This is a genomic window from Paenibacillus methanolicus, assembly GCF_008124765.1.
In the GTDB taxonomy this organism is placed as follows: domain Bacteria; phylum Bacillota; class Bacilli; order Paenibacillales; family Paenibacillaceae; genus Paenibacillus_Z; species Paenibacillus_Z methanolicus.
The window spans coordinates 241120-265881 of record NZ_VNHS01000007.1; the positions used below are offsets into that span (position 1 = coordinate 241120).

Sequence of the window (24762 nt, forward strand, 5' to 3'; positions counted from 1 at the left end):
TTGATCGCGTCGTGCGAACTAGCCTTGATTAGATCCCGGATCGGCCATATAGAACACTTCCCACAGGTGGCCGTTAATATCCTGGAAGCTCCGGGTGTACATGAATCCCAGATCTTGCGGATCATTCGAACGGAGAGCTCCCGCCGCCATCGCTTTGTCGGCAATCTCGTCCACCTGCTCGCGGCTGTCGGCCGCCAGCGCCACGATGACCTCGGTGCTGCTCGTGGAATCGGCCAGCGTCTTGGAGGTGAAGGATTGGAAGAACGGCTCCACGAGCAGCATGGCATACGTGTGCTCGTTGATAATCATACAGGTAGCGTTATCGTCCGTGAACTGCAGATTGAAATCAAAGCCGATGTGGGAGAAGAAGTCCATCGATTGCCGCAAGTCTTTGACGGGCAGGTTAATAAACGTTTTACTGAGCTGGAGCGCCATTCGCAAGTCACCTCGATTGGAATTTAACTTTACAAGTATAAAGTTATTGAAATTACTATAAAATCCAACTTACCGACTGTCAAGTTGTACCAGCGGTTCCGTCGCACTAAAATTGACTTCGGCGCCATCAGAAACTACCATAAAGCTATCTACAGGCTGGAGGGTCATGCATGGGCGAGATACGGAATGCGGAACGCACGCGGAATACGATACTCCAGGCGGCGAAGGAAGAGTTCTTCGAGAAAGGCTACACGGGCGCGAGAATCGAATCGATCGCGAAGCGGGCGGGCATCAACAAGCAGTTGATCTATCATTACTTTACGAGCAAAGACGCGTTGATTAATGAAGTGATCGACAGCTTCATTTCGTCGCTGCCTTCGGGCAATTTCGTCCTGCCGGACAATCCGGCCCATATCGCGGATTTCCGATACAAGGTCAACCTGGAGCATTTGACGGATTTTCTGAAGTTCACCGCATGGGAAGCGATCGATCAAGTGCCGGAGAACAGCAACGGCGAGGAGCGGAGGAAGGCGATTCTCCAATCGTACGTGGCGGATATGCAGGCGAAGCAGGACAAGGGATTGGTGCCGCAGGAGCTGGATCCGGCCTTGATTACGCTGATGATCTCGAGTTTGACGATCTATCCGCTGCTGTACAGCAACGTGACGCGCATGATTACGGGACATGCCGCGGAGGAGCCGGAGTTCCAAGCGAAATGGGGGCAATTTCTGCGATTGGTCAGCGAGCGGTTGTTCGATGATCGGCCAAAGGGGCAGGAAGTATGACGGACTAGCGCAAGTCGCTTTCGATCATTTTTATGACGAGGACGCCTTCGAAATCATGCGAAAGAACCCGGAACGAATCATGTTCCGGGTTCTTTCGCATGATAGAGAGACAGCGAGTCGTCGCAATCCTCCTTCTCGCCGCGATTGCGCGCAGATCTTCGTCAACGATCCAGCTTCAATAAAACCCGCCATGCGGCGTCGATGTTGTTCGCGGCTTCCTGAGGCGTTAAGCGGCCAAGCAACATCGGCCCAAGGTTGGCCGAGAAATCGCCGAACATCTGAGCTCCTTCGGAAATACGCGGACGCGGTTTGGCCGATTCGAGCACTTCCTTGAAGCCCTGAACGATCGAATCGGAGGCAAGCGCGGAATCTTCATAGACGCTCAGCCGGCTAGGCAAGGTCTTGAGTTCCTTCGCTTGGCTTGTTTGCGTCTCGGCGTTGGTCAAATATTGAATCAGCTTGTACGTCGCGTCAGGGTGCTTGCTGTACTTGGATACGACCAAGCTGTGGCCCCCGGCCGGCGAGCCTTGTCCGCCCGGCCCCGCGGGTACGGCCGCGATGCCGAGATTGCCGGCATCCTTGAATTCGGCTCCGGTCAGCAGGTCGCTGACCGCCCATGGACCGTTCACGATCATGGCGCTCTTGCCTTCCTTGAAATCGCTCATCATCCGGTTATAGCCGTCTGCGAAATCCGGGTAAGGCTGGGTGACGCCGCTCTCGCGAAGCGTCCGCATGAACGCAAGACCTTGGACCGACTCGGCGGAGGCGATATGAGAGTTGCGGTCATCGGTCATTGTGTCGCCGCCGAAAGCCCATACATAAGGAAGGGCGAAGTAAGAATCGTCGGAGACGTAAAGGCCGTAGCGCCCGCCAGCCGTCATTTTCTTGGCCATGGCCATCAATTCGTCCATCGTCTGGGGAGGAGCGGCATACCCGTTCTCCTGAAGAAGGCGCTTGTTGTAAAGAAGGGCCGGTGCTTCCATTACCGTGGGAAGACCATATAGCTTCTCGCCGATCGTGACGGACGCAAGCGCGGTCGGATTAAAGTCTGCCGCATTCTCGGGCGAGATGAGCCCGTCGATCGGATGCAGAAGCCCCAGTTCAACGAATTCGGGGACCCATGAATTATCGGAACGGAATCCGTCGAGAGCCTGATCGCCGAGCATGGCGGTCTTGACATAGTTCGAGGCGGAACCGAAGGCGACTTCCACGAAGTTAACCTTGACCCCCGGATTCTCCTGCTCGAAAGCCTTCGCGCGGGCCTTGATAAGCTCGGCCTCCTTACCGTCGTAAGTGCTCACGAAGGTCAAAGTAATCGGCTGTTCGTTCTCTGCTTTAGCACACGCGGCCGTCACGGTTAAGGACATGGCCACAAGTACGGATAGTATTTGCTTCAACACGTTATATCACCCTTAGCCATGGAATTATAATCGAAATTTGCCGATAAGCGTCTTAAGCTCGTCCGCCAGACTGGCGAGAGAGTTGGAGGAAGCGGCGATTTCTTCCATGGAAGCCAGCTGCTGCTCGGTAGAAGCCGCCACGCTTTGCGTGCCGGACGTATTCTCGCTCGCGATCGCCGAGATGACGGTTATGCCGTCCACGACGGATTCGGTGCCGGCCAGAATGTCGGCCGTCGATTCGGTAACGCCCTGCACATCTTCTTCAACCTGGCGAATGAGCGCGATGATGCCTTCGAACGAATCGCCGGCCACCTCGATCAACTGAATGCCCTTCTGAACCTCGAACGTTCCGTTCTCCATTTCCGAAGCGGCCACGCTCGCTTCCCGTTGAATGCCCGCGACTAAACCGTGAATTTGGTCCGCCGATATGCGCGATTGTTCCGCCAACTTGCGGACCTCTTGCGCGACGACCGAGAACCCGCGTCCTTGTTCCCCGGCTCTTGCCGCTTCGATCGCCGCGTTCAACGCCAGCAGGTCGGTCTGCTTCGCGATGTTCGTAATTAACTGAATGGCCTGGCCGATCTGCTGGGCTTGCTGCTTCAGCTCTTCGATCACGCCGGATAGTTTGTCGGTACTGCTTTCAATGATGCGCACCTGCCGGATGGCGTTCGTCAAGTCGTGCTTGCCCTGCATCGCGGTATTGGACGTATGCGTGACGGTGCGGAGGACGGTTTCTCCGTTGCTCGCGATCGCGCGGACCTTCTCGGACAAGTGCGTAATAATGTTCATATTCTCCCCGACTTGCTCCGCCTGACGCTGCGTGCCGTCAGTGATGTCCTGCATAACGGAAGCGATGTATTCGGTTGCTTGGCTTGTTTGTTCCGCGCTCGCCTGAAGCTGCGCCGACGAGGCGGCGACTTGAAGCGACACGGAGTCGGCGCTGCCGATGACCGAACGGAGCGATTGCGTCATCGTATTGAACGCCGCGGCCAGCTCGGCCAGCTCATCCTTGCCTTTGAACGCCAGCGGTTCGGCATCGAGATTCCCTTGCGCAACGGCTCCCGCGGACTGCATCAATTTGGCCGTGCGGCTAAGCATATATCGGGAGAGCAGGAAGGCGATTGCGAGCGACAATAGAATCGCGATACCGACCAGCGAATAATTCGCCAGCTCCACCTGTTTGTTTTTGGTGGTAATTTCGGACTTGTAAGCTTCGATATTGGCTTGTTCATCCTTCATGAAGGCGAGCAGCGCGAACGCGATCGGATCGAAGGAATCTTGGGTGTACCGCTCTTGAGCAGAGATGGTTTCCCCGGCAGCCTTTAACTCCATGAGTTTTGTTTTATAAGCCACGTTCTCGGTCCATAGGCCGCTGAATGCTTCCAGCTGCTCTAAGCCGTCCGGATCGGTCGTCATGCTCTTCAGCTTGGCGAGCTCTTCGTCCAGAAATTTAACGGTTTCCTCGAAACGGCCTTTATAACTGCCCATCAGATGGTTAGGCGCCAGCAAATAATGAGCCCCGTCGTCGTTGGCCGTTCGCGCGAACAAGTTCAGCCGCTGTACGACCTCCAGCCGCTGCTGCGACGCGAAGATATCGTCCGTAAGCGCGGTAATGCGGTTGTTCATCGTCGTCGTGACCGCGACGGTGACGAGGAATAACGCGATAATCGAGAGAAAGCTGAACAACAATCTGGTGCGTAGTCTGAATGCCAATGCGATGCCCCCCGGTGTAGAAAAAAATGTGTAATGGCGATTTTTGATCAAACGGCTTCATTGTGCAAACGAATGCACAAAAATGTGCGGATTAGAGACTAATGGTAAACGAACGACACGGGCGTTGTAAACTAAAAATAAATGGAATGCAGTAAACGATATGACTAATAAATTCCTAGTATTTATGAGGTATTTTCACCATTTCTAAGCCTTACTGGTGTTATCGGCATTTGCGGATAAATTTTGAAGTGTGGTGTTTAGGAAGATGGTTATAAGAGGAAGAAGACCATGGAGGAACAGTAAATTTGCAAACGATTGCACATATAAAGCGATTATTCGCGGCTAAAGTGCGATGGGGACGATTCGTGTCGACCTGAAGAAAGTCAAAAGCCAAACGAGATCCGATGCTCGGATTTCGTTGGCGGAAGAGCTTCCCGGTTGGAGGAAGGAACCCGTTTAGATCCACCGCTGAAACGAGCGATGGACCACGCGCACCTGATTGCGATCCGCCCAGTCTTTCAAGTCCGCGAAGCCTCTGTCTTCATTCGACGTGAAGCGGAACGTCATCGCGACGGGGACGACCCTTTTGCCATGCGGCAATAAGCCGACGATGGGGTTGAAATACCCTTTGATCATGATGGTCTTGATGTCCTCCGGGCGGACGGTCCGGTCATAGATGACGAGCTGGTCGCGGTCGAACTGCAGGTCCGTCCCGAGCTTGGACGTTCTAACCAATGCGATGATCCACAAGACAAAGTTTGCGAGTATGGCAACGGCCGACAGCAAGAGCAGCACCTTGACGCTTACCGCGCGAATATCTCCGAGCAGCGTGAACATCCAGAACAACATCCAAAAAACGGAGAACAGTACCCCAATCGTAGCCCCGACCCTAGAAGGATATTTAATGGCATGTTTCGCCGTAACCAATTTCGCCACCTCCTCGTTTATGTCATTTTAACATAAAAGGAGATTATTGGATTCGGCCATCCTTCCTAAAGATTCCTCTCCAGCAACGAGCCGATGAACGGTGCGAAAGAATTGTTCGGGGGAGAAGGGGCGTCGACTATAGCCTGCCGGCATTCCGGCCGCTAGCCAGCTTCCAGTATTTCGTAAATTTTGGATAAGACAGAGAAACTTTTTGGCAATTGCAGGCGTTTAAGATGGCGTGGGTTCAACGGCGGAGATCAGCCATCCCGCCGGCAAGAGACAAGGAGAAGTTTCAGATCGCGCAAGCAGAAGCAGAAGGAGACGAGACATGAAAGCTTTAAAATGGATGCTGAGTTTGTCGCTGCTGGCCGCCCCGATCGGGGGCTTCGGCGCCAAGGAAGCAAGAGCGCAAGAAGCGTTGAATCAATTAACGCTGCAGCTGAACAGCAACGTCATGATCAAGAACGGCGTCAGCTCGCTGACGGCGCAGCCGGTGACGGCGAAGAGCGGCACGTCGTTCATCCCGCTCAAGTCGGTAGCCGACCAATACGGCTATAAAGTATCGTTCGACGCGAAGACGAAGGAATCCGTCGTGAAGAACGAGCAGCACGAGTTCCGCTTCAAGGCGGACCGGAAGACGATTACGCGGGATGGCCAGGCCGTGAGCGCGCCGCTCGCGCCGTTCGCGCTGAAGGGCTCCATGATGGTGCCGATTCGCACATGGTCGAACATGACGGATAGCAAGCTGACCTTGACCGGCACGACGATCACGCTCGCTTGGGGCACGAAGCCGACGGCGACTTTCGAAGTGACGCCGGCCGTGATATACGCGGGCGAGACGCTCGTGACCTATACCGACCGCTCGACCAGCGAGACGGGGGAGCCGTTCGTGAACGAGCAATGGACCGGTCGGCAGGAAAGTTTCACCGAGCCCGGCACCTATACGATTACCCGGCAAGTGCAGGACGCGACGGGCCAATGGAGCGATCCGTATTCCGTCACGGTCGAAGTCATCATGCCGAATCAGCCGCCCGTGGCGAACTTCCAGGTGGACCGCGACGCGTATCGGATCGGGGAACGGATCACGTTCACCGACCTGAGCACGGATGACGAGAACGCGATCGCCAAGGCGAAATATACCGGGCGTCCGGCAGGCGACGCGTTCTTCGAAGCGGGCGAGCATACCGTGACGCTCGAAGTGACGGACGCCCACGGCTTGACCGCCTCCGCGACGAAGACGATTACGGTGACGAGCGAGGTGCTCTATACGAAGGAAGAATACGGTCTTCTCTTCTCGACCGCAGGCGAGAAGTTCGCGGTCAGCGGAGCGGATATTCGCAACTATACGGAGATCAAGTACAACATCGAATCGGATACGGCGCAGCTGATCCGCAGCAACAGCCCCGAGGTGTTCGTGAGCGAAGGGGTCGCGTACGAGGAGCAGCTGACGGGCAGCGTCCGCTACTTGTTCCACAACGTCAACCAGGTCGGCTACCCGGTGCGGATGTATTTGATGGCGACGAACAAGGGTTCCACGACGGTCAATGTCAACACGAGCACTTACGGTTACGGCGGTCCGGATATTTACGTGGCGAACTCCGCCAAGCTGGCGGCGGTCCGATACTTGCAGTCGATCAAGGACGGCGCGCCGCCGAAGGCGATGACGGTGAAGCCGGGCGAGACGATCGAGGTGCTGCCGGAGCTGAGCAAGTATCCGATCAAGCCGAACCAAGTCTTCTCGGCGTACGCGGATCTGTATTCGGACCAGGAGCTGTACTACTACGTGGTCGTCGTGGCCGCGGACAAGGATCCGAAAGCCGAAATGCCGCTGTTGCCCGTCATGCCGCGCGACGGCAAGCATGTCCGCGGGACGTTCAATAACGCGAACCGGACGCTCCAGACGAGCGAGCTGCTGGGCCAGCAGCCGGCCAAAATGACGTTCGGCGACGGCAAGCTGGACCCGTATCTGTTCGGCTACGACTACTCGAGCGGCGTGAACGAGCTGAATCTCGGCAACTTCGGCGTCATGTACACGATGAAGCTCGATCGGGTCGCCCCCAATACGGTCATCGCGCTCAATCCGCGCGGCGGCATGTACACGGGCGCATTCCTGGTGAACGGCGAGCTGGTCACGGTCACGAACAATTCCGTGCTGCTGAACAACAATGAAGCGGGCTTCCTGTACCGCACCGGCAGCACAGAGGAATCGGTCGAGATCAAGTTCACGCTCGCGTCGGGCAGCTTCCTGCCGCTGGCCATGGTCTTCCTGCCGATGCCGGCGTACAAGAACTAGCAATGAAGGGTAGAGGCACTTATCCATCCTGATTGAGATTATAAAAATGACGCCCAGCTCGTCCTTATGCGACGAACTGGGCGTTTTTTAGATGTTCCCCGCACGCATGAAGCTTTATCCGCCAGGACAAAAGCGCACCCAACTCGAAGCCAACCACCGACCGCGAACAGACGTGTCAGCACGCAAAGGGGAGTCCAGAGGGCGAAGCCCTCTGGTCCCCCTCGGCGGAGGGGGAAGGGGGAGGAAGAATACGACTATTCGTGCGAGGTAATAAGCGTCAGCTCGCCGTCCAGCCCATAAGGCCCGAAGCCGGCCGGCAGGATAAGGTGGTCGCCTTTGCGCAGCGCATATTCGCCGTCTTGGACGTGGATAGAACCGCTGCCGGCTATGACGCTGACGAGGGTATAGCGCTCGTGGGCCGCTAGCTGCGCGCTGCCGTCTACGTCCCATTTCTCAACGGTGAAGAAGGAATTGGACACGAACGATTTCACGTTCAGGCCATCGCGCGTCTGCGTCTCGAACCCGGCGGGCTCATAGGCTTGCGGGACGGACGTGACGTCGATCGCTTTCTCCAAGTGCAGCTCGCGGAGGTTGCCGTCTTTGTCCCGGCGGTCGTAGTCGTACACCCGGTACGTTGTATCGGAGCTTTGCTGCGTCTCGAGCACGACGATGCCCTTGCCGAGCGCGTGAATCGTGCCGCTCGGGACATAGAAGAAGTCGCCCGGCTTGACGGGAATCTTCGTGAGCAGCGCGTCCCATTGGCCGTCTTGGATCATGCTCTCGAGCTCCGCCTTGGAGGACGCCTCGTGGCCGTAGATGATCGAGGCGCCGGGCTCGGCGTCCACGATGTACCAGCATTCCGTCTTGCCCAGCTCGCCCTGCTCGTGTTCCCCGGCGTAGGCGTCGTCCGGATGCACCTGGACCGACAGATCGTCCGAGGCGTCCAGCAGCTTGATCAGCAGCGGGAATACCGGTGACGCGGAGCGGAACAGCTCCGGATGCGAGGACCACAGCTCGCCTAGCGCCATGCCTGCGTACAGGCCTTCCTTGACGACGCTCTGGCCGTTCGGATGGGCAGAGATAGCCCAGCATTCGCCGGTATGATCGCTCGGGATGGCATAGCCGAACAGGTCGCTTAATTTGGTGCCGCCCCAGATTCGTTCTTGGAAGACGGGCTGCAAAAAGATCGGTTGATTCATGAGTTATAGCTCCCTTCGCGGATTAATAGTGGGTCTGCACGAGCGCGGCGGCGCCGATCAAGCCGGCATCCTGATGAAGCGCGGCGGGGACGAGGGGCGTGCGCCGGCCGGATGGATTGAGCGCGTGCTCCCGGATATAGCCGCTCACCGCATCGAAGAGCGGCGCGCCGACCTGGGAGACGCCGCCGCCGATGACGATCAGCTCGGGATCGAACGTGTTGATCAGCGTGACGCAGCCGATGCCGATGTAGCGGAATACGCGCTGGACAAGCTGATCCATCGCCGCATCCCGACCGGAGAGCGCGAGCTCGAACGCTTCCTTCGTCGTAACCGGACGACCGAGCATGACGCTGGCTTCCCTGGCGATCGCCGTCCCGGAAGCGATGTGCTCGAAGCATCCGCGCTGTCCGCAAGGGCAGTCGCCGCCGGCCGGATCGACGACCATATGCCCGATATCGCCGGCATTGCCGGTCGAGCCGGTAAGGAGGCGGCCATGGCTGTAGATTCCCGCCCCGATGCCGGTGCTGATCGTCACGTAGACGAAATGGTCCGCGTCCTTGGCGGCGCCGGCCTGCTTCTCGGCGAGCGCCGCGGCCGTCGCGTCGTTCTCGAGCACGATTCGCGCGTCATAATGGCGCTTGAACGCGTCCACGACCGGGAAACCCCACCATGCCCGGAGATTCGGCGGCTCCGCGATTTGGCCGAGCTTCGTGTTCAGCGGTCCCGGCGCGCCGATGCCGATGCCTTGAAGGTCGGCAGGAAGCAGCTCCTTCTCGGCCATGAGCCGATTGGCGGCTTCGGCGATCCGGTCTACCATGTCGTACGGCGAGATCGTAAGATCCGTGGGCAGCGAAGTTGTGGCGAGCACCGCTCCGTCCGAAGCGACGAGGCCAATGGCGGTCTTGGTGCCGCCGATGTCAATGCCGATGGCAGCTTGCATAAGTTCGTTCCTCCTCGAATCATTCTGTCGTAACTTGACAAACTTGACAAAAAGTAATCGTGTAAAGTAAAATTACGATAAGTTTATCACGGTTCGGAAGGAATGAAAAGACGAATGGCGCGCAAAAAAAAGGTGTCTATGCAAGATATCGCGGATCGGCTGAATATTTCGAAGAACGCCGTCTCGCTCGCGCTCCAGGACAAGAAGGGCGTCGGCGACGAGATGCGGTACCGCGTGCTGCAGACGGCGAAGGAGCTTGGTTACGGCATCTATGCCGAGAAGCCCGCATCGGGCGGGAACGTGCTCGTCCTCGTGCCGGAGCGGATCATGAGCTATCAGGACAACGACCATTTCCAGTTCTTCCACGACATGATCTGGGGACTGGAGAAGAGCATCCGCAAGCGGGGACGCAATGCCGTCATCGCGCCGATCGACGCCGAGATGGAGTCCGCTCTTCAACTGCCGCGGCATTGCGGGGAGATCGCGTACGAGGGCATCATTCTGTTCGGCATCGTGAACCAATCCTACGCGGAGCTGGTCTGGAAGCTCGATACGCCGCTTGTCATGCTGGATTCGTATCACCGAGGGCTGCCTTGTCCGGTCGTGGCGTCGGCGAACGTCGAAGGCGCCGGCGAAGCCGTGCGGACGCTCATCCGCAACGGTCACCGCAGCATCGGGTTCATCGGTCCGGCCAACTTGACGACCAGCCACGAGGAGCGATGGCTCGGCTATTGGACCGCCATGCAGGAGCACGGGCTGCCGATCGATCCGCAGAAGGTGCTGGTCCGTTCGGCGGGCTTCGGCGACACGGAGCGGGACATCGAGGACTTCTTGGACCGCACGGGCGGGATGCCGACGGCGTTCTTCTGCGGCAACGACCGGATCGCGTATTTGTTGGCCAGACAACTTCGGAAGCGCAGGCTGCGCATTCCGGAGGAGGTGTCGATCGTCGGCTTCGATGATCTGCGTTACGAGGAAGACGAAGGGATTGCGATGACGACGATGCGGGTAGATAAGGAGCGCATGTGCGAAGCGGCCGCCGATCTGCTGCTGTCGCTCAAGGAACCATGCCGGGAGATGCTGCGCTTATACGTGCAGCCGAAGCTGGTGGAGCGCAATTCCGTGCGGCGCATCGGTATCTAGAACCGGGCGTCGCCGCTTTTACGACAAATTCGCTTTCGTTCGCGCATCGTTCTGTTTCAGGCTTGTCCGAGCGGGTTAATAGTAGTCAAGTGGGAAGTGGTTAAAGAAACACCGTCAGGAGCACATGACGCTACGCGTCATTCCGAAAGGTTGTTGATTTCCAATGAGCCCAACATTAAGAAAGACGAAACGGTCGAGATTTCTTCGATACTTTTCCGGTAAGGCACCCTAGCAGTTGGAAAATAGCTTGTTAAGCCGTCATTGATTACGCTTCCCACTAACAAAGGCTCCGCGACCTTAAGGTTGCGGAGCCTTTCCTGTGCGTACCTATCGAGATGCGTTTCGCGCTTACCGTCCGCCAACCCTTGCGCCGCCTCTCATCCAAAATAATCGCACCTTACCTGAAATCCCCTCCCTTACGGTCGCGTCCTCGCCCGTCATATAATCGAAGCGCATGTACCAAAGGCAACCCCGATATCCACTCATTTCGCATAAAGGGTGATTAGACGATGAACGAGAAATTCAGCAGGTCGAGAGTGAAGGGATTTCTGCGGACGGAAGGCCGTAAGATCGTGAACGAGGACGGCGAGGAGGTGCTGCTGGCCGGCTGGGGCTTAGGCAACTGGCTGCTGCCGGAGGGCTATATGTGGACCGCGCACAACAGCCGGTTCGACCGCCCGCGCCGCATCGAAGCGGTCATTCGCGAGCTGACGGGCAGCGCGTACGCCGAGCGGTTCTGGTCGGAATTCCGCGAGCATTACGTGACCCGCGAAGATATACGGGCGATGGCCGAGCAGGGCTACAATTCGGTCCGCATTCCGATCAACTGGCGCCTGCTGATGGAGGATGAGCCGGGCATCGCCTGGATTGAGGAAGGCTTCCGGCTGATCGACCGCTGTCTGGATTGGTGCGAGGAGTTCAAGCTGTACGCGTTCTTGGATCTGCACGGCGCGCCGGGCGGCCAGACCGGAGCGAATATCGACGACTCGATCGACGACGTGCCGCGTCTGTTCACCGATGCGGACAGTTGGGACAAAGGCATCCGCTTGTGGGAAGCGCTCGCCGAGCGTTATAAGGACCGCTGGATCGTGGGCGGGTACGACCTGCTCAACGAGCCGCTCAAACAGACGTACGGCGGCGAGAAGAGCGTCGACTACCTCGTGCCGAAGCTCATCCAATTCTACGAGGAAGCGATTGCCGCCATACGCGCCATCGATCCGCTGCACATGCTCTCGATCGAAGGCCATCATTGGGCGACGAATACGAGCATTTTCTACAAACGCTACGACGATAACATGCACGTTCATTTTCACCGGTACGCATGTCTGCCGGACATCTCCGCCTACGAGGAATTCCTTGCGTTGTCGGAGCGACTGAACATGCCGCTCTGGCTCGGCGAGACGGGCGAGAACGTGACGGAGTGGTTCGCGGCGATGTATCCGCTGGCGGCCGATCTGAACATCGGGTATAACTTGTGGCCGTGGAAGAAAATGAACTGCGCCAACTCGCCCTATTCGATTCCGCTGCCGGACGGCTGGGATAAGATCATGGACTACACCAAAGGCGGCGTCCATCCGGGGTATGAGCAGTCGCGCGCGATACTCGATCAATACCTGGCGAACATCAAGCTTGCGAATTGCGTCTACAATGGCGAAGTCGCCGCGGCAGTCTTCCGCAGGCCGGGCTGCACCGTCCGCGCGACCGATTTCGACGAGCTGCCGGGGCGAGGGGAAGCCTACAGCGGGCTGCGCGCCGAAGGCAATCCGTACCGGTACCGGTCGAAGACCGGCATGCGCATCGTGGAGGATACGCCGATCGAGCAGCTGGAGAAACGCTTCTTCTTCGACGTGCTGTGGGACCGGTTCCTGCTGGAGATGGGGCAGGAGGAATTCGCGGTCTATTCCATCAACGACACGTCGGCAGGCAGCACGGTCGCCTTCGATTACCGCTGCCTGGAGCCGGCGGAAGTGTCGGTTGCGCAGGACGGGCGCGAGCTGTGCAAGCTGACGCTTGAACCAAACGACGGGAAGCGGCGGTCGGCCGCGATTCCGCTGCAGGCGAGCAGCGAATCGACCGTTCGAATCGCCGTCCTGTCGGGCACGGTGCAGCTCGAGCGGATTCATTTTAACTAGCGACTAAAGTCGGCGGGACGTGGAGAGGGAGCAGGCTGCAGCGGCAGTTTGCTCCCTTTTGCGCGCGGAAGGAGAGGTTTACAGCTCGCCGCGGGGATGCGTATGATAGGGACAACGCGTCAGGGCGGGTAAGCCGGGCGCTTGATGGGATGCGAAAGCGGGGCATATGGACAGGAAAGGCGGGAATGCGGCATGATGCAGGCAATTGCGTGCAAGCTTGAAGAGGCGCGTATGCTGCTCGATGAGTGGATTGGAGGGCTAGCTTCGCCGTTCGACTCGTTCCTGGAATCGTACATTCGGGATTCGGCGTTCTACTTGCTTCAGACCGGCGAAGGGGAACAAGCGGGCTATTACGCGATTCACGACCAAGAACGATTGACGCAATTTTATATGAGACCGGCGTACCTCATGCACGCGCAACGCGTGTTCGGGGACGTGCTGGAGCGACATGCGATCGCGTCCCTCTTCGTGCAGACTAGCGACGAGCTGCTGCTCAGTCTGGCGCTGGACCGGGATTTGACGATTCATAAGCAGGCGTATTTCTTCCAGGATGCGGGCGCGGCGATCGAAGGGGAAGGACTGGCGGAAGGCGCGACGTTCCGCCAAGCCGTCTTGACGGATGCGGACGCGATGAGGCAGGTTGGCGGCGATTTCCTCGACGCGTACGAGCGGCGTATCGAGAACGGCGAGCTGTTCGCGTACGAGCGGGACGGCATGCTGCTCGGCATCGGGATCGTCGAGAAGTCCGGCTTGCTCGAAGGCGCGGCCAGCATCGGGATGTTCGCGAACGAGGCGTACAGGCGGCAGGGAATTGGCCGGACCGTCATTACGGAGCTCATGCGCTGGTGCAGGGCGAACGGAATACGTCCGCTCAGCGGTTGCTGGTATTACAACGAGGCGTCTAAGCGAACGCTGGAGCGCGCCGGTATGGCGACCAAGACGCGGCTGCTGCATGTGGAAGTCGGCGGCGGCGCGACCGGCGATTAGCGGGAGGTCCAGGGAGAGATCGGGCGCCTGTTCCGGAAGGTCCGTTCGCAAACGAAAGGAGAAGGCGCGCGGCCTTCTCCTTTTGGCGTTTTATCGGTCGGATGAATCGCCGTTGTCCGGCTGGACAGCTTCCGGGGCCGTCTCGCCTTCGCTGCGCGGAGCGCTCGCCGCCGGCGTAGGAGCAGGGGGTTCGGCTGCCGGAGGGGCGCTTTTGCGCTCTACTTTGAAGTTGAACTTCCGCAGCAGCAGGAGGAGAAGCGCGACTAAGATGGCCAAGAGTAGGACGCCGCCGGCGATGAACAGGTACAGCTGCCAGTTTATGCCGGAGTCGGCAGGCTGGTTGTTCACGGCCATCCGCGAATCGGTGATGAACGTCTGAATGTACGGATAACCGGGATTCAGCTCGTTGACTTCCCGGAATTTATCGAGCGCCTTGGCGTATTTCTGTTGATTGTAGAGCGTGAGGCCTTCCTTATAAAGCGACGTCAGTTGGCTCTCGGTCGGCGTGACGTTCAGCTCGTTCAGGAATTGCGTGGCGATGCTGATCGGCACGACGAAGTTCATGCCCTGCACGGCGGTGCCGTCGCTGGAGTCGATGCTGCCGAAGGTCGCGATGCCGATCGCTTCCCCTTTGTCGTTGAAGACCGGGCCGCCGCTATTGCCGTGCGTCATCGCGGCATCCACCTGCATGATGTCCCAACCGCCGGGCATCGTTTTGCGGGCGCTGATGAGTCCGGACGTCAACGTCGATTCGACGACGCTCTCCTCGGCCAGCATCGGGTTGAAGGTCGCCGCGCCCGGATAGCCGATGACGTAGATCGGATCGCCGGTCCGAAGCGAGCCGTCGTCGCCGAGCGGAACGGTCGGCAGGTTCTCCTTGTCGATCTTCAGAATCGCTACGTCTTTGCCGGGGCTTGGCTCGCCGCGGCTCTTGATCTCGCTGGCGAAGCCTTTCTGCATCGTCTGCACGCCCGGGATCGCCACGCCCATCTCGGTGTACACCTTCGTTTGCACGTCGCTCAGCGTCGCGTACCGGACGTAGAAGCTGGCCGCGGCTTGCCGCAGCTGCTGCAAAATCTCTTCGGTCGGCTTGTAGTTGCTCGCCTTGACTTCCGCGACGAAGGCCGTGACGTCCTGCTCGATCAGTTCCTGCAGGCCGGTCGTAATCAGCGTCTGCTTCAGTTGGTCCTCGGGCGTGTACACGACGTGGGCATTCGTCAGAATGTAGCCGTCCGGCGTAATGATGAAGCCCGTGCCGGTCGCGCCGGCTTGCACCTCTTTGGTCGTGTACGTGTCGGTCGGGATGAGGTAGAGGAGCGGATCCTTGAAAATTTCCTTGAAAATGGCGTCGATCACCGCATTCGGGTCGTTCGCGAGCGCGCCGCTGACGATATCGCCCGCGAGCTTGTTCTGCAGCTTGGTGAGCGCCTCTTGCGACATGGTGACGTCCGGGATGGAGATGTTCGCGGAATAGAGGGTGGCGATCATCACGACGCCGGGCTTGTTCGTATCGGCGATGATGCGGGGGTCCATCGCGACGGGCTCGTCGGCCGCGGCCGCCCGGCTCTGCATGAGACCGAAGAGACTGACGGCCAGGCCGATGACGAGCAAACGGTGAAGGAACCGCCGCAGCCGGGGGTTCCTGAGCGTTAGATTCATAATAAAGCTCCTCCTTCAGTTATTCCTGACGTGGAAACCGATGGCAGAAATCATTCCTGAACGATTGTATTACCTGCAAGGGCAGATTAGACTCCATGGACGAGCCGGGCGGACCTAAAAGGTTTGTTAAGCGCGATGGAGGCGAGTCGGGCAAGCGTGCAGGAGAATGTGGAAATGACTAGAAATAGTGGATAGCGCAAGGTGATGAACGCGTCTAGTCGGCGCCTCTCTTATTGAGGGCATTGCGCGCGCCGCTGGAAATGAAGGGGGAGCAATACGATGAGCGAGTTTACCGCAGGTAGTTTGACGATCCAGCCGTATAAGACGAAATTGAGCGAAATGAATCCCGTCTATATGCGGGACCTCAACGACAAGTGGGTGCTCTTTATGACCGAAGATACGGAGGCCGGCGAAGAGCTGCCGGAGCAGGTGCGGGCGCTGTCGGCGGCGTTGCCCGTGCTTTATTTTTACAATTTCGAGGATCACGCATGGGGGTATCGGATCGTTCATGAGGGCGAGGAGTTGGCCGCTCTTCACGTGTCGTATGAAGTGAAGGATGAATTCATTATGCAATTGGCCGCCCAGCGGTACCCGGATCAGGATCTGTTCGAATTGGTCTATGTCGACCCTGGGCAGACGGTGTATAACCAATTGGCGCAGGAGGTGAATGCTTGGCCGTCGTATGTAGAGGCGGTAGCGAACCAGTTCGCCAATCGCAACGTGGAGCAGTTCCGTCTATTCGACGTAGAGGACGCGTGCATCGAGCGGTTACGGGATATTTTGAACGGGGATTACTACGGAACGCTGGGCTCCTACCGACAGCTGGTGAGGGAGTTTAAGGAAGTGCTGCACATGAAGGAAATGAGCTGGATTCGGTATGATTCTTTGGCCTAAACGAGGAGATCGTTAATCAGAACGGAGCGAGGTGAGCCCCTTGATAAAAGCTACACTCCCAAACCTGCTCATTGGAGGCGGATGCGCCGTTGTGTGGGTGCTAATCGGGGTGCCGATCTATATGAACGTGTTCGCCTCGCTTCCGAGCTTTGGGACGACCTACCTTGTTCATTTCCTATGGGGAGTTCCCGCAGGCCTGTTTATCTTCGGTGCGATGGTGATGAAGAACGCCCGCTCTAAAATGTTATTGCTGTCGTTGCTGGCGGGGACCGTAATGCTCTCCTATGCGCCTTCCTGGCTAGAACGACTTTAGGTCGTGCCCCCATAAATGAGAAACCGGCAAGCCGAGGCTTAGAAGCCCGCTTGCCGGTTTGCTTACTTATACGTAATGTTAATCTTCTCTTCCTGCTGGTTCCAATCCACCTTGGCCCCCAGCTGCTCGCTGACGAAGCGCAGCGGCAGGTAAGAAGTGCCGGCCAGGCTGAACGGCGGCGTGCCGGTGTCGACCGCTTTGCCGTTTAGCGTCGTAATGCCCGTCGTATAGTTAATCGTAATTTTGAGCGGGTCGGAGGCTTGGGCGCCGCCTTCCAGCGTGACCAGCTTCTCGGCGGCGTTCCACGTAATTTTGGCCCCGAGCTTCTCGAAGATCGAGCGAAGCGGGACGAACGTCTGGTTGGAACGCGAGACGACGCCGTTCGTCAGTTCCACGGCTTCGTCGTTCAGAACGACCTCGATCGGCTTTTGTACCGGGACGGGCGTCCAGTGCTCGAATTCGAAATCGCCGTAGCCGAGCTCGGAATTTTTGTTAATGCCTACGCCCCATAGCGAGCCGTCCGTCTTCTGGAAGAATAGATGACGGTATTCGGGTTCCGCGTTGTCCACGTCCGAGGCGATCAGTTTGAAGGATGGGTTGGCCGGCAGCTTCTCCATCTCGATCGACGTCATATATAGCTTGCCGCTGTTCGTCAGCACGAGCAACGCGCGCTCCACGGCGAAGGCGGCCTTGACGTCGTTGATGGTCGTGATGCGAATCGGCGATTGGCGGTGCCGAGCCGTCGTATCCGACCAGCCCGTCACGGTATTTCCCCAGTACCAAAGCTGGGAATTGCCATCGATCGCGACGGCGGCGTTGAACGATTGAATGTCGGTCAAGCCTTTGACCTGCCGGGGATTACGATCGGAATTGGCGACTTCGGCAGGAAGGCCCCATACCGTCCCGTCGTTCTTGAGCGCGAAGTTGTCCTGCAGGTCGACGATGCCGCTTAATCCGGCAACCGGCTTGGCGGTCGTCTCGTCCTTCAGTTTGCGCTGCACGGTGCCGTCTTTCTTCAGGAACAACCACTGCTCGCGCCATTGCGTCGCATCGCTCTCGCTGTACCGGCTGATGTCCGTCACGCCTTCGAGGCCCGCAACTTTGGCAACTTGCGACGGAAGCGGTTCGTGAGTAACCGAGTCGTACGGTATGGCGTAGACGGCACCGGCGCCATCGACGATGTAGATGAGGTCGCCTGAGCTGACGGAGAAGGCGAGACCGCTTACGCCCGGTACTTGGGTGACCGTCGCCTTGCCGGTCTGCGGGGCGATCGTCCATTGCCAGACGGTGTTGTCTTGCTTCAGGACGAGTCTGTTCGGGAACGCCTTCTTCACGCCGCTCAGCGCATTCACCTGTGTCGGCACGGCCCGCTGTGCAATGCCCCAGACGCCCCAATTCCAGAAGGTGCCGTTCTTCTTGACGATGGCGTTCGGTTCGTAATCTTGAATCGTTCCGCCGACCGGCGCGGCGGAGACGGATGCCGCGGCTTGGAGCGCGAATGCGGAAGTGACCATAAGCGAAACCATGCGTTTTTTCATGACTATGATTTTCCTCCTTGTGTGCGGTTAAATTGCAAGGACCACCAATTAGACGCATCATCTCGCCAAAAGGTTACCAGTATATAGGTAGATCTCACAAAAAACAGGTTTTCTTGTTCTTGGATATTAGCTAGTCCGAGTTCCTATACCGGGAGAGCAGTCTTCTGAAAGGCAAAATAAAGAGCAGCCCGCCAAGGCTGCTCTATCTATTTTATTCCAAGCCAGACCTCTGCATCGGATTCATGTCACGGAAATAAAATTCCTCCAGAATAATGGCCAGGAACGCGGGTTGCGTCTTTTTGTGCAGCGTGCGCGTTAATAGGTGCTGCAAGAATGAGTCTTCTACCGTCTCCAAAATGCGTATCTTTTGATTTGCTCGCATAAGGTGGAATCAGCCCTTCATAGAAGATCGAGTACGAGTATCCTTAACCGTGTTTGTAAGATTTTGAAACAAGTCCGAGCGCAATTTTATTCAATTGTAAGCAAGTGGGCTGTGCAAATAGCAAGCATCTTCCAAAAGAGGTAGAATGGCAGGAGGCTGCACTCGGCAAATAGAAAGAATCGACAATAGACTTCGGAGGTATACAGATGAATCATGCGCGTAATTTCGTCCTATTCTTGTGGGTTGCACTAGGCTGGGCATTCGTTCGAAACATCGGCCTGTATGATGGGTTCCGGGCGATTTTCGGCTCGGTCTATCTCCTAACCTACGGCGTTATTCTAGCGGGGATATCGATTTTATACCTAATTCTTCGTTCTTGGATTAAGAGGAACACCGCGATCGAGCCGTCTCCGAAGTTTCGTAAGGGACGCGCGATAGCAAGATGGGTGCCGGTGCTGCCGACCATCGCCTTTTTTATGTTTGCTTACACCAACGATTATGGTCCGTATACGCTGCGAACCCGCGATTTTAATCCGGCATCGCTGGAGCGTCTCATGGATGCGTTAGGGAATACGTTAAACCTGACGTTTCTCTTCTATGCGATCATCGAGTTCTTGCTCATGGCGCTGCTATGGCAGGCGAGGAAGGAGCGGCAGACGAGAGCGGTTTGAGTGGGGCGGCTTTTCCCCTCAAGCATCTCCCGAATCGAAAAAAATTACAATTTTCTAGAATCCGATTCTATTGTAATATAGGTTGTATATTTGCTAATATATTAATCAATTAATCGTATTAAAAATCATTGAACGATGATGGGGGATTAGGCATGAGTCTTGATGTAAAAAACGCCATTCTGAGCGGGAAAACCGTACTTGGCATCGAGCTTGGCTCCACGCGTATTAAAGCGGTGCTCATCGGCGAGGACCATACGTCGATCGCATCCGGCAGCCATGACTGGGAGAATAGCTTCGTCAACAATTTCTGGACTTATAGCGTCGAGGATATTTGGAAGGGCATTCAAGACAGCTATCGGAAGATGGCCGCAGAGGTGAAGCAGCAGTACGGCGTCACGCTCCAGACGATCGGCGCGATCGGCTTCAGCGGCATGATGCACGGCTACATGGCGTTCGACCAGGACGGCGAGTTGCTCGTGCCGTTCCGCACGTGGCGGAATAACCTGCAGGAGCAGGCGTCGTCGGAACTGACCGAGCTGTTCAACTTCCACATTCCGCAGCGCTGGAGCATCGCGCACCTGTACCAAGCGATCCTGAATGGCGAAGAGCATGTCGCAAACATCAAGTTCCAGACGACGCTGGCCGGCTACATTCATTGGAAACTGACCGGCGAGAAGGTACTCGGCGTCGGCGAAGCATCCGGCGTATTCCCGATCGATATTCATGCGAAAACATTCCACGCGGCGATGATCGGCCAGTTCAATGAGCTGATCGCCAACCGTAATCTGCCTTGGCAGCTGCAAGACATTCTGCCGCAGGTGCTGTCCGCGGGCGAGAGCGCGGGCGCGCTGACGGCGGAAGGCGCGAAGCTGCTCGATCCGACTGGCGAGCTGCAAGCCGGCATCCCGCTCTGTCCGCCGGAAGGCGACGCGGGCACGGGCATGGTCGCGACGAACAGCATCGCGCAGCGGACCGGCAACGTCTCCGCGGGCACGTCCGTCTTCGCGATGGTCGTCCTGGAGAAGGAGCTGTCCAAGGCGTATGACGAAATCGACCTCGTGACGACCCCGACCGGCAACCTGGTCGCGATGGCGCATTCGAACAACTGCTCCTCCGACCTGAACGCTTGGGTGGGCTTGTTCGAGGAATTCGGCAAGGCGATGGGGATGAACCTGGACAAGAACGAGCTGTACGGCACGCTGTACAACCTCGCGCTCCAAGGCGATCCGGATTGCGGCGGCCTGCTGGCGTACGGCTACCTCTCCGGCGAGCATATGACGCATTTCGAGGAAGGCCGTCCGTTGTTCGTCCGTTCCTCGGGCAGCAACTTCAATCTGGCGAACTTCATGCGCGTGCATTTGTCCACGGCGCTCGGCGCGCTGAAGATCGGCATGGATATTCTGCTTAAGCAAGAGGCGGTCCAGCTGGACGAAATCCTCGGCCACGGCGGCTTATTCAAGACGAAAGGCGTCGGCCAGCGCATCATGGCGGCCGCGCTGAACGTGCCGGTCTCCGTCATGGAGACGGCCGGCGAAGGCGGCGCATGGGGCATCGCCCTGCTCGCTTCGTACGCGGTCAACAAGGCCGACGGCGAGACGCTGGAACAATACTTGAACGAGCGCGTATTCGCGGGTCAGACGGGCGAGACGCTGTCCCCGGACGCGAAGGACGTCGAAGGTTTCGAAACGTTCATGGATCGTTACAAGCAAGGGCTCGCGATCGAAAGAGCGGCCGTTACGCATTTGGCTTAGCACGAGTTAATTATTAAAGGAAGGAAGGCCGCGCGGGCAACCGGGCGGCCTTTTCCTTTTGGGGCGGCGTGATAGACGGCCGGCCCTTATTCCTCGTTCGCGCTCAAATACTCGCTCCATAAATCTTGCTGCTCCCTGGTCATGCCGCCGGTAATCGACGAGAAGTCGATCCGCCGGTCGAACGCATCCTTCAAGCGGTCGAACTGCGCGAAGCTGCCCGTAAAAGCTTGCAGCGTCCGCGAGCCCGTCAGCGATTCGAGCTCGCCCAGCTCCGCGTTCGTCAGCTCCACTTCCCGAAGCGCGGGCAATGCCGCCAACGCGGAAGCATCGCGTACGCTGGAATCTTCGAGCCTCAGTTTAGCCAGCGCCCGGCAGCCGGTTAGAAAATCGAGCGAAGCCAGATCGGCGCACTGGATGGTCAGCGATTGGAGCCGGCTCAACTGTCCGATCGCGGCTTGCTGCTCCGGCCGATCGACAGCGGAGACGCTCAAGACGCGCAGACCGGCCATGGAACGAAGCGGGCTGAAGTCCTCGACCTGCGTTTGGGTCACGTCTAGCTCCTTCAGCTTCGATAAGGCGGCGAGCGGGGCCAGATCGCGCGCTTGGGTACGGGACAAATTCAGCATGCGCAGCTCGGATAAGCCGGCGAGCGGTTCGAGCGACGGGATCGGATTGTTCGTCAAGTACAGCGTCTTCAGCGCAGGGAGATCGGCAAGAGGGGCAACATCCTCGATCTGATTCGCGCTCAGCACCAGCTCGCGCAGCTCCCGGCAGCAGCGGAGCGGCTCGATCTCGCGCAAGTCTTCTCTAATGAATCGAAGCGTCTTGGCTTGCAAAAATCCGCGTTCGATCGAAGGTCCGCACGCCGCGATCCGCTTCCGCCACTCCGGCGCGAGCCCTTCATACCACGCTTCGATATCCGATAGCGGGGAGACGGACTGAACCGGATTCGGATAGGGTAGCGGTAGCGTGCGCAGCGCGTCCAGGAAACTCCCCTCCGAGCGGCGACCGTAACTCCACCAGATGTCGTCGGCTTCACCATCGTCCTCATCCTCTTCGTCGTCCTCGTCTTCCTCGCCGCCTTCGTTCTCCGCGTGAACCGTATACTCGCCATTCTCCAGCGCCTGCAGCACGAACTTCAAGAAATCCGACAGCGACTCCGCAATGACATACTTGTACGACTCGTCCCGACCGAAATTAATAATCTGTCCCGTTGTTCCTTGCGGACCGGGATCCAGATCCACGCCGATATGGTTGCCGCCGCCGTCGTGGGCAAAGGGCAGCCAGCGCAGATTGATGTATTGCTCCTTGATCGCGCCTGCGGGAACCGAATAATGGTCGAACGAATCCCCATACTCGGCTTCAAGTTCACGCCAGACTTGCCACTGCCGGAGGAGCTCCGCGAGCGACAGGAATTCCATGCCGAAGAACACGCCGAGACTATCCGGATGCTCGCCGTTATGCAGCCGATACAGCTCCCGCAGGTCGTCCGGCAGCGGGAAGCCGAGCGCCTCCTCGGTTTGGCGAATAAGCGTTTCATCCGCGGGGGCGTTCCATCTAATAGAAGGAACCACGGCTTGCAGCCGGTGCTCCAGTTCGTGCACGATGTTTTGCAGCAAGGCGATCGTCACTCCTTTATGCGAACTTAAATGCCGTCTTGAACCTTCGGGATACGCGCCGCGTAATCCTTCATTTTCCAAGCTGCTTTTGGTCTTTCGAATGGTCCTTCCAATCCCGCTCGTTCCCAACTTTACAAAATATTCGGACCGTTCTAACAGAACAACGACGCTTTCCCGGTAATATAGGCGGTGGACAATCTTATTCGCGGTGAGCGAAAGGGGAGACGAACGCATGAAATTGGTGTTGATGGGGGATTTGCATTTTCACGACATCGACGAGTCGGTCGAAGGATGGCGGGAAGCGCGGGCCGGTTTCTATGAATCGGTGCTGGAACGGTTTCTGGAGGTAGACGCGGATTTCCATATCTCGCTTGGGGATTTGACGAATTATGGCACCACTTCCGAACTGATGGAGGTCTACGAGATCCTTCGTCGCAAGGACCGCAACTTCATCCATGTGCTGGGCAATCACGACCTGTACGCCCAAACTCGCCGCGAGGTGCTGGCATTGACCGGCGGCCGGCGCTACCATGCGATCGATACGGAGGAAGCGATGCTCGTCTTCCTGGATACCGCCAAAGAGATGGATCACGCGGATTGGGGCGGCTGGATCGACGATGAGCAGCTGCAGTGGTTCGAAGGCGTCGTGCAAGCGTCCGGATCGAAGCCGCTGCTCGTCTTCGGCCATCACCCGGTGTACCAAACGACGACGCGCTCGGAGACGGATAAAGGCTCCATTCACCCGAGCATCGATATGTGGAACATCCTACGTCAGAAGGAAGGAACGGGCGTCTACTTCAACGGCCATACGCATGTGGATTCGATCGTCCAGCAGGAGAACTGGACGTTCGTACAGCTGTCGGCGTGTATCGACCAACATGGCTTCCGCGTCGTCGAGCTCGGCGAGCGGGACATCCGCATTGCGGCAATCGACTGCGACGATGCCGACATGGCGGAGCACGCCCGGACGCTGCACGGCCATATGCCGCATTTCCGCCACAATCCGAACGCGCGCGGACAGGCGGAGGAGCGCGAATGTCTCATCGCGTGCGCGCCCGCGCTGAACGCGCAATGAGCGAACGAATGAAGCAGCCCGCTATGTTGAATGCATTCTACGACCGGCTTGCCGCGAACCGGATGATCGCCTCGATCAAGGAGCCGAAACATATCGAGGTGGCGCTGCGCCATCGGCAGCTGCTGAGCGGCGTCTTCCTGCTGACCGGCCACATCGGGGTGCTGAAAGGCTACGTCGATCTGTTCAACGAGCATGGGCTGCCGGTCTTCCTTCATCTCGAGAAAATCGGGGGACTGAGCACCGACTACCACGGTCTCGATTATTTGGCCAAGACGATCAAGCCGGCCGGTATCATTACGACGAAGACGAGCGTCGTGCGCACCGCGAAGAAAATGGGGCTCATCACGATCCAGCGCTTCTTCCTCGTCGATTCGGAAGGGCTCGACAATATCGCCAAGAGCTTGAGCCAGACCGAGCCGGATATCGTCGAGCTGATGCCGGCCCGCATCCCGGAGATGATCGGGCACGTCAAGAGCTTCACGGACCTGCCGATCATTACCGGCGGGCTGCTGTACGAGACCGCGCACGCGCAGCAATGTCTGAGTCATGGGGCGACCGCGATCTCCGCGTCCAAGCCGGAGCTCTGGAGCGCTGTCCATAAGCTGCGGGACGGCCGGAACGTCAGACAGATGGCGTAGCCGGATCGCTGAACGCAAACCAATCTGCTTTGCTTCTTGTTTAGGAAATTGTGCAGTTATTCATGTTGTGGATCGGAGTATAGCATATTCGCGAGAAGCACCCCATACGAATGAAGCTTTGTCCGCCAGGACAAAAGCGTGCCCCGCTCAGGCCCAACCGCCGACCGCGAACAAGCGCGCCAGAACGATAAGGGAGTCCAGAGGGCGAAGTCCTTTGGTTCCCCTCGGCGGAGGGGGAAGGGGGAGAGAGAATGGAGATTGGGGTTCT

General features: G+C 57.9%; 20 protein-coding genes. 11 read left to right on the forward strand and 9 right to left on the reverse strand.

Annotated features, from left to right (window positions below; all coding sequences use genetic code 11):
* Positions 1 to 18 precede the first annotated feature (18 nt).
* A complete protein-coding gene (locus BCM02_RS19310) occupies positions 19 to 435 on the reverse strand; it encodes a VOC family protein (protein ID WP_148930759.1) in 417 nt (138 codons plus the stop codon).
* 170 nt (positions 436 to 605) lie between these two features.
* Between BCM02_RS19310 and BCM02_RS19315 the strand changes: the two genes are divergently transcribed.
* Positions 606 to 1220, forward strand: a complete 615-nt coding sequence (locus BCM02_RS19315; protein ID WP_148930760.1) for a TetR/AcrR family transcriptional regulator — start codon at positions 606 to 608, stop codon at positions 1218 to 1220.
* Positions 1221 to 1381: 161 nt separating this feature from the next.
* Here the strand turns inward: BCM02_RS19315 and BCM02_RS19320 are convergent, their stop codons facing one another.
* From BCM02_RS19320 to BCM02_RS19330, 3 genes are all read right to left on the reverse strand, one after another.
* Entirely contained in the window at positions 1382 to 2620 is a 1239-nt protein-coding gene (locus BCM02_RS19320; protein ID WP_148930761.1) for an extracellular solute-binding protein, read from the reverse strand.
* A 24-nt stretch (positions 2621 to 2644) separates the two neighbouring features.
* Complete coding sequence (locus BCM02_RS19325) at positions 2645 to 4333, reverse strand: methyl-accepting chemotaxis protein (RefSeq protein ID WP_148930762.1); 1689 nt, start codon at positions 4331 to 4333, stop codon at positions 2645 to 2647.
* 456 nt (positions 4334 to 4789) lie between these two features.
* Complete coding sequence (locus BCM02_RS19330; protein ID WP_148930763.1) at positions 4790 to 5260, reverse strand: hypothetical protein; 471 nt, start codon at positions 5258 to 5260, stop codon at positions 4790 to 4792.
* 328 nt (positions 5261 to 5588) lie between these two features.
* On the opposite strand from BCM02_RS19330, the gene BCM02_RS19335 reads away from it, so the two are divergent.
* A complete protein-coding gene (locus BCM02_RS19335; protein WP_148930764.1) occupies positions 5589 to 7553 on the forward strand; it encodes a stalk domain-containing protein in 1965 nt (654 codons plus the stop codon).
* A 254-nt stretch (positions 7554 to 7807) separates the two neighbouring features.
* Here the strand turns inward: BCM02_RS19335 and manA are convergent, their stop codons facing one another.
* Complete coding sequence (manA, locus tag BCM02_RS19340; RefSeq protein ID WP_148930765.1) at positions 7808 to 8752, reverse strand: mannose-6-phosphate isomerase, class I; 945 nt, start codon at positions 8750 to 8752, stop codon at positions 7808 to 7810.
* A gap of 22 nt (positions 8753 to 8774) precedes the next feature.
* A complete protein-coding gene (locus tag BCM02_RS19345) occupies positions 8775 to 9692 on the reverse strand; it encodes an ROK family protein (RefSeq protein WP_148930766.1) in 918 nt (305 codons plus the stop codon).
* 114 nt (positions 9693 to 9806) lie between these two features.
* On the opposite strand from BCM02_RS19345, the gene BCM02_RS19350 reads away from it, so the two are divergent.
* From BCM02_RS19350 to BCM02_RS19360, 3 genes are all read left to right on the forward strand, one after another.
* Positions 9807 to 10835, forward strand: a complete 1029-nt coding sequence (locus tag BCM02_RS19350; RefSeq protein WP_148930767.1) for a LacI family DNA-binding transcriptional regulator — start codon at positions 9807 to 9809, stop codon at positions 10833 to 10835.
* 509 nt (positions 10836 to 11344) lie between these two features.
* Positions 11345 to 12967 (forward strand): glycoside hydrolase family 5 protein, encoded by a 1623-nt coding sequence (locus BCM02_RS19355; RefSeq protein WP_148930768.1) that lies wholly within the window; start codon positions 11345 to 11347, stop codon positions 12965 to 12967.
* Positions 12968 to 13159: 192 nt separating this feature from the next.
* On the forward strand, positions 13160 to 13954 hold the full coding sequence (locus tag BCM02_RS19360; protein ID WP_187434310.1) for a GNAT family N-acetyltransferase: 795 nt from the start codon (positions 13160 to 13162) through the stop codon (positions 13952 to 13954).
* Between the two features lie 90 nt (positions 13955 to 14044).
* On the opposite strand, the gene BCM02_RS19365 is transcribed toward BCM02_RS19360, so the two are convergent.
* Entirely contained in the window at positions 14045 to 15613 is a 1569-nt protein-coding gene (locus BCM02_RS19365) for a trypsin-like peptidase domain-containing protein (protein ID WP_148930770.1), read from the reverse strand.
* Between the two features lie 279 nt (positions 15614 to 15892).
* On the opposite strand from BCM02_RS19365, the gene BCM02_RS19370 reads away from it, so the two are divergent.
* Both BCM02_RS19370 and BCM02_RS19375 read left to right on the forward strand, forming a co-directional pair.
* On the forward strand, positions 15893 to 16507 hold the full coding sequence (locus BCM02_RS19370) for a hypothetical protein (RefSeq protein WP_148930771.1): 615 nt from the start codon (positions 15893 to 15895) through the stop codon (positions 16505 to 16507).
* Between the two features lie 91 nt (positions 16508 to 16598).
* Positions 16599 to 16820 carry a hypothetical protein gene (locus BCM02_RS19375; protein WP_148930772.1) on the forward strand — a complete coding sequence of 74 codons (222 nt, stop codon included), beginning with the start codon at positions 16599 to 16601 and terminating at the stop codon, positions 16818 to 16820.
* Positions 16821 to 16882: 62 nt separating this feature from the next.
* Here the strand turns inward: BCM02_RS19375 and BCM02_RS19380 are convergent, their stop codons facing one another.
* The gene (locus tag BCM02_RS19380) at positions 16883 to 18358 is read right to left on the reverse strand and encodes a stalk domain-containing protein (RefSeq protein WP_148930773.1); all 1476 of its coding nucleotides are present in this window, start codon (positions 18356 to 18358) and stop codon (positions 16883 to 16885) included.
* A 588-nt stretch (positions 18359 to 18946) separates the two neighbouring features.
* On the opposite strand from BCM02_RS19380, the gene BCM02_RS19385 reads away from it, so the two are divergent.
* Both BCM02_RS19385 and BCM02_RS19390 read left to right on the forward strand, forming a co-directional pair.
* Complete coding sequence (locus BCM02_RS19385) at positions 18947 to 19411, forward strand: hypothetical protein (RefSeq protein WP_148930774.1); 465 nt, start codon at positions 18947 to 18949, stop codon at positions 19409 to 19411.
* A gap of 152 nt (positions 19412 to 19563) precedes the next feature.
* On the forward strand, positions 19564 to 21162 hold the full coding sequence (locus BCM02_RS19390; RefSeq protein ID WP_148930775.1) for a xylulokinase: 1599 nt from the start codon (positions 19564 to 19566) through the stop codon (positions 21160 to 21162).
* A gap of 86 nt (positions 21163 to 21248) precedes the next feature.
* Here the strand turns inward: BCM02_RS19390 and BCM02_RS19395 are convergent, their stop codons facing one another.
* Positions 21249 to 22781 carry an SMI1/KNR4 family protein gene (locus tag BCM02_RS19395; protein ID WP_187434311.1) on the reverse strand — a complete coding sequence of 511 codons (1533 nt, stop codon included), beginning with the start codon at positions 22779 to 22781 and terminating at the stop codon, positions 21249 to 21251.
* 232 nt (positions 22782 to 23013) lie between these two features.
* Between BCM02_RS19395 and BCM02_RS19400 the strand changes: the two genes are divergently transcribed.
* On the forward strand, positions 23014 to 23856 hold the full coding sequence (locus BCM02_RS19400; RefSeq protein WP_148930777.1) for a metallophosphoesterase family protein: 843 nt from the start codon (positions 23014 to 23016) through the stop codon (positions 23854 to 23856).
* Positions 23817 to 24494 carry a glycerol-3-phosphate responsive antiterminator gene (locus BCM02_RS19405; RefSeq protein WP_148930778.1) on the forward strand — a complete coding sequence of 226 codons (678 nt, stop codon included), beginning with the start codon at positions 23817 to 23819 and terminating at the stop codon, positions 24492 to 24494. The genes BCM02_RS19400 and BCM02_RS19405 overlap by 40 nt, the downstream gene beginning before the upstream one ends.
* Positions 24495 to 24762 lie beyond the last annotated feature (268 nt).

What these genes read in the sequence shown, in the direction of transcription:
- manA (WP_148930765.1), bottom strand. Translation starts at nt 8,752, where the DNA reads ATGAATCAACCGATCTTTTTGCAGCCCGTCTTCCAAGAACGAATCTGG.
- BCM02_RS19310 (WP_148930759.1), bottom strand. Translation starts at nt 435, where the DNA reads ATGGCGCTCCAGCTCAGTAAAACGTTTATTAACCTGCCCGTCAAAGAC.
- BCM02_RS19380 (WP_148930773.1), bottom strand. Translation starts at nt 18,358, where the DNA reads ATGAAAAAACGCATGGTTTCGCTTATGGTCACTTCCGCATTCGCGCTC.
- BCM02_RS19355 (WP_148930768.1), top strand. Translation starts at nt 11,345, where the DNA reads ATGAACGAGAAATTCAGCAGGTCGAGAGTGAAGGGATTTCTGCGGACG.
- BCM02_RS19360 (WP_187434310.1), top strand. Translation starts at nt 13,160, where the DNA reads ATGATGCAGGCAATTGCGTGCAAGCTTGAAGAGGCGCGTATGCTGCTC.
- BCM02_RS19400 (WP_148930777.1), top strand. Translation starts at nt 23,014, where the DNA reads ATGAAATTGGTGTTGATGGGGGATTTGCATTTTCACGACATCGACGAG.
- BCM02_RS19335 (WP_148930764.1), top strand. Translation starts at nt 5,589, where the DNA reads ATGAAAGCTTTAAAATGGATGCTGAGTTTGTCGCTGCTGGCCGCCCCG.
- BCM02_RS19405 (WP_148930778.1), top strand. Translation starts at nt 23,817, where the DNA reads ATGTCTCATCGCGTGCGCGCCCGCGCTGAACGCGCAATGAGCGAACGA.
- BCM02_RS19350 (WP_148930767.1), top strand. Translation starts at nt 9,807, where the DNA reads ATGGCGCGCAAAAAAAAGGTGTCTATGCAAGATATCGCGGATCGGCTG.
- BCM02_RS19315 (WP_148930760.1), top strand. Translation starts at nt 606, where the DNA reads ATGGGCGAGATACGGAATGCGGAACGCACGCGGAATACGATACTCCAG.
- BCM02_RS19390 (WP_148930775.1), top strand. Translation starts at nt 19,564, where the DNA reads ATGAGTCTTGATGTAAAAAACGCCATTCTGAGCGGGAAAACCGTACTT.
- BCM02_RS19385 (WP_148930774.1), top strand. Translation starts at nt 18,947, where the DNA reads ATGAATCATGCGCGTAATTTCGTCCTATTCTTGTGGGTTGCACTAGGC.
- BCM02_RS19370 (WP_148930771.1), top strand. Translation starts at nt 15,893, where the DNA reads ATGAGCGAGTTTACCGCAGGTAGTTTGACGATCCAGCCGTATAAGACG.
- BCM02_RS19345 (WP_148930766.1), bottom strand. Translation starts at nt 9,692, where the DNA reads ATGCAAGCTGCCATCGGCATTGACATCGGCGGCACCAAGACCGCCATT.
- BCM02_RS19365 (WP_148930770.1), bottom strand. Translation starts at nt 15,613, where the DNA reads ATGAATCTAACGCTCAGGAACCCCCGGCTGCGGCGGTTCCTTCACCGT.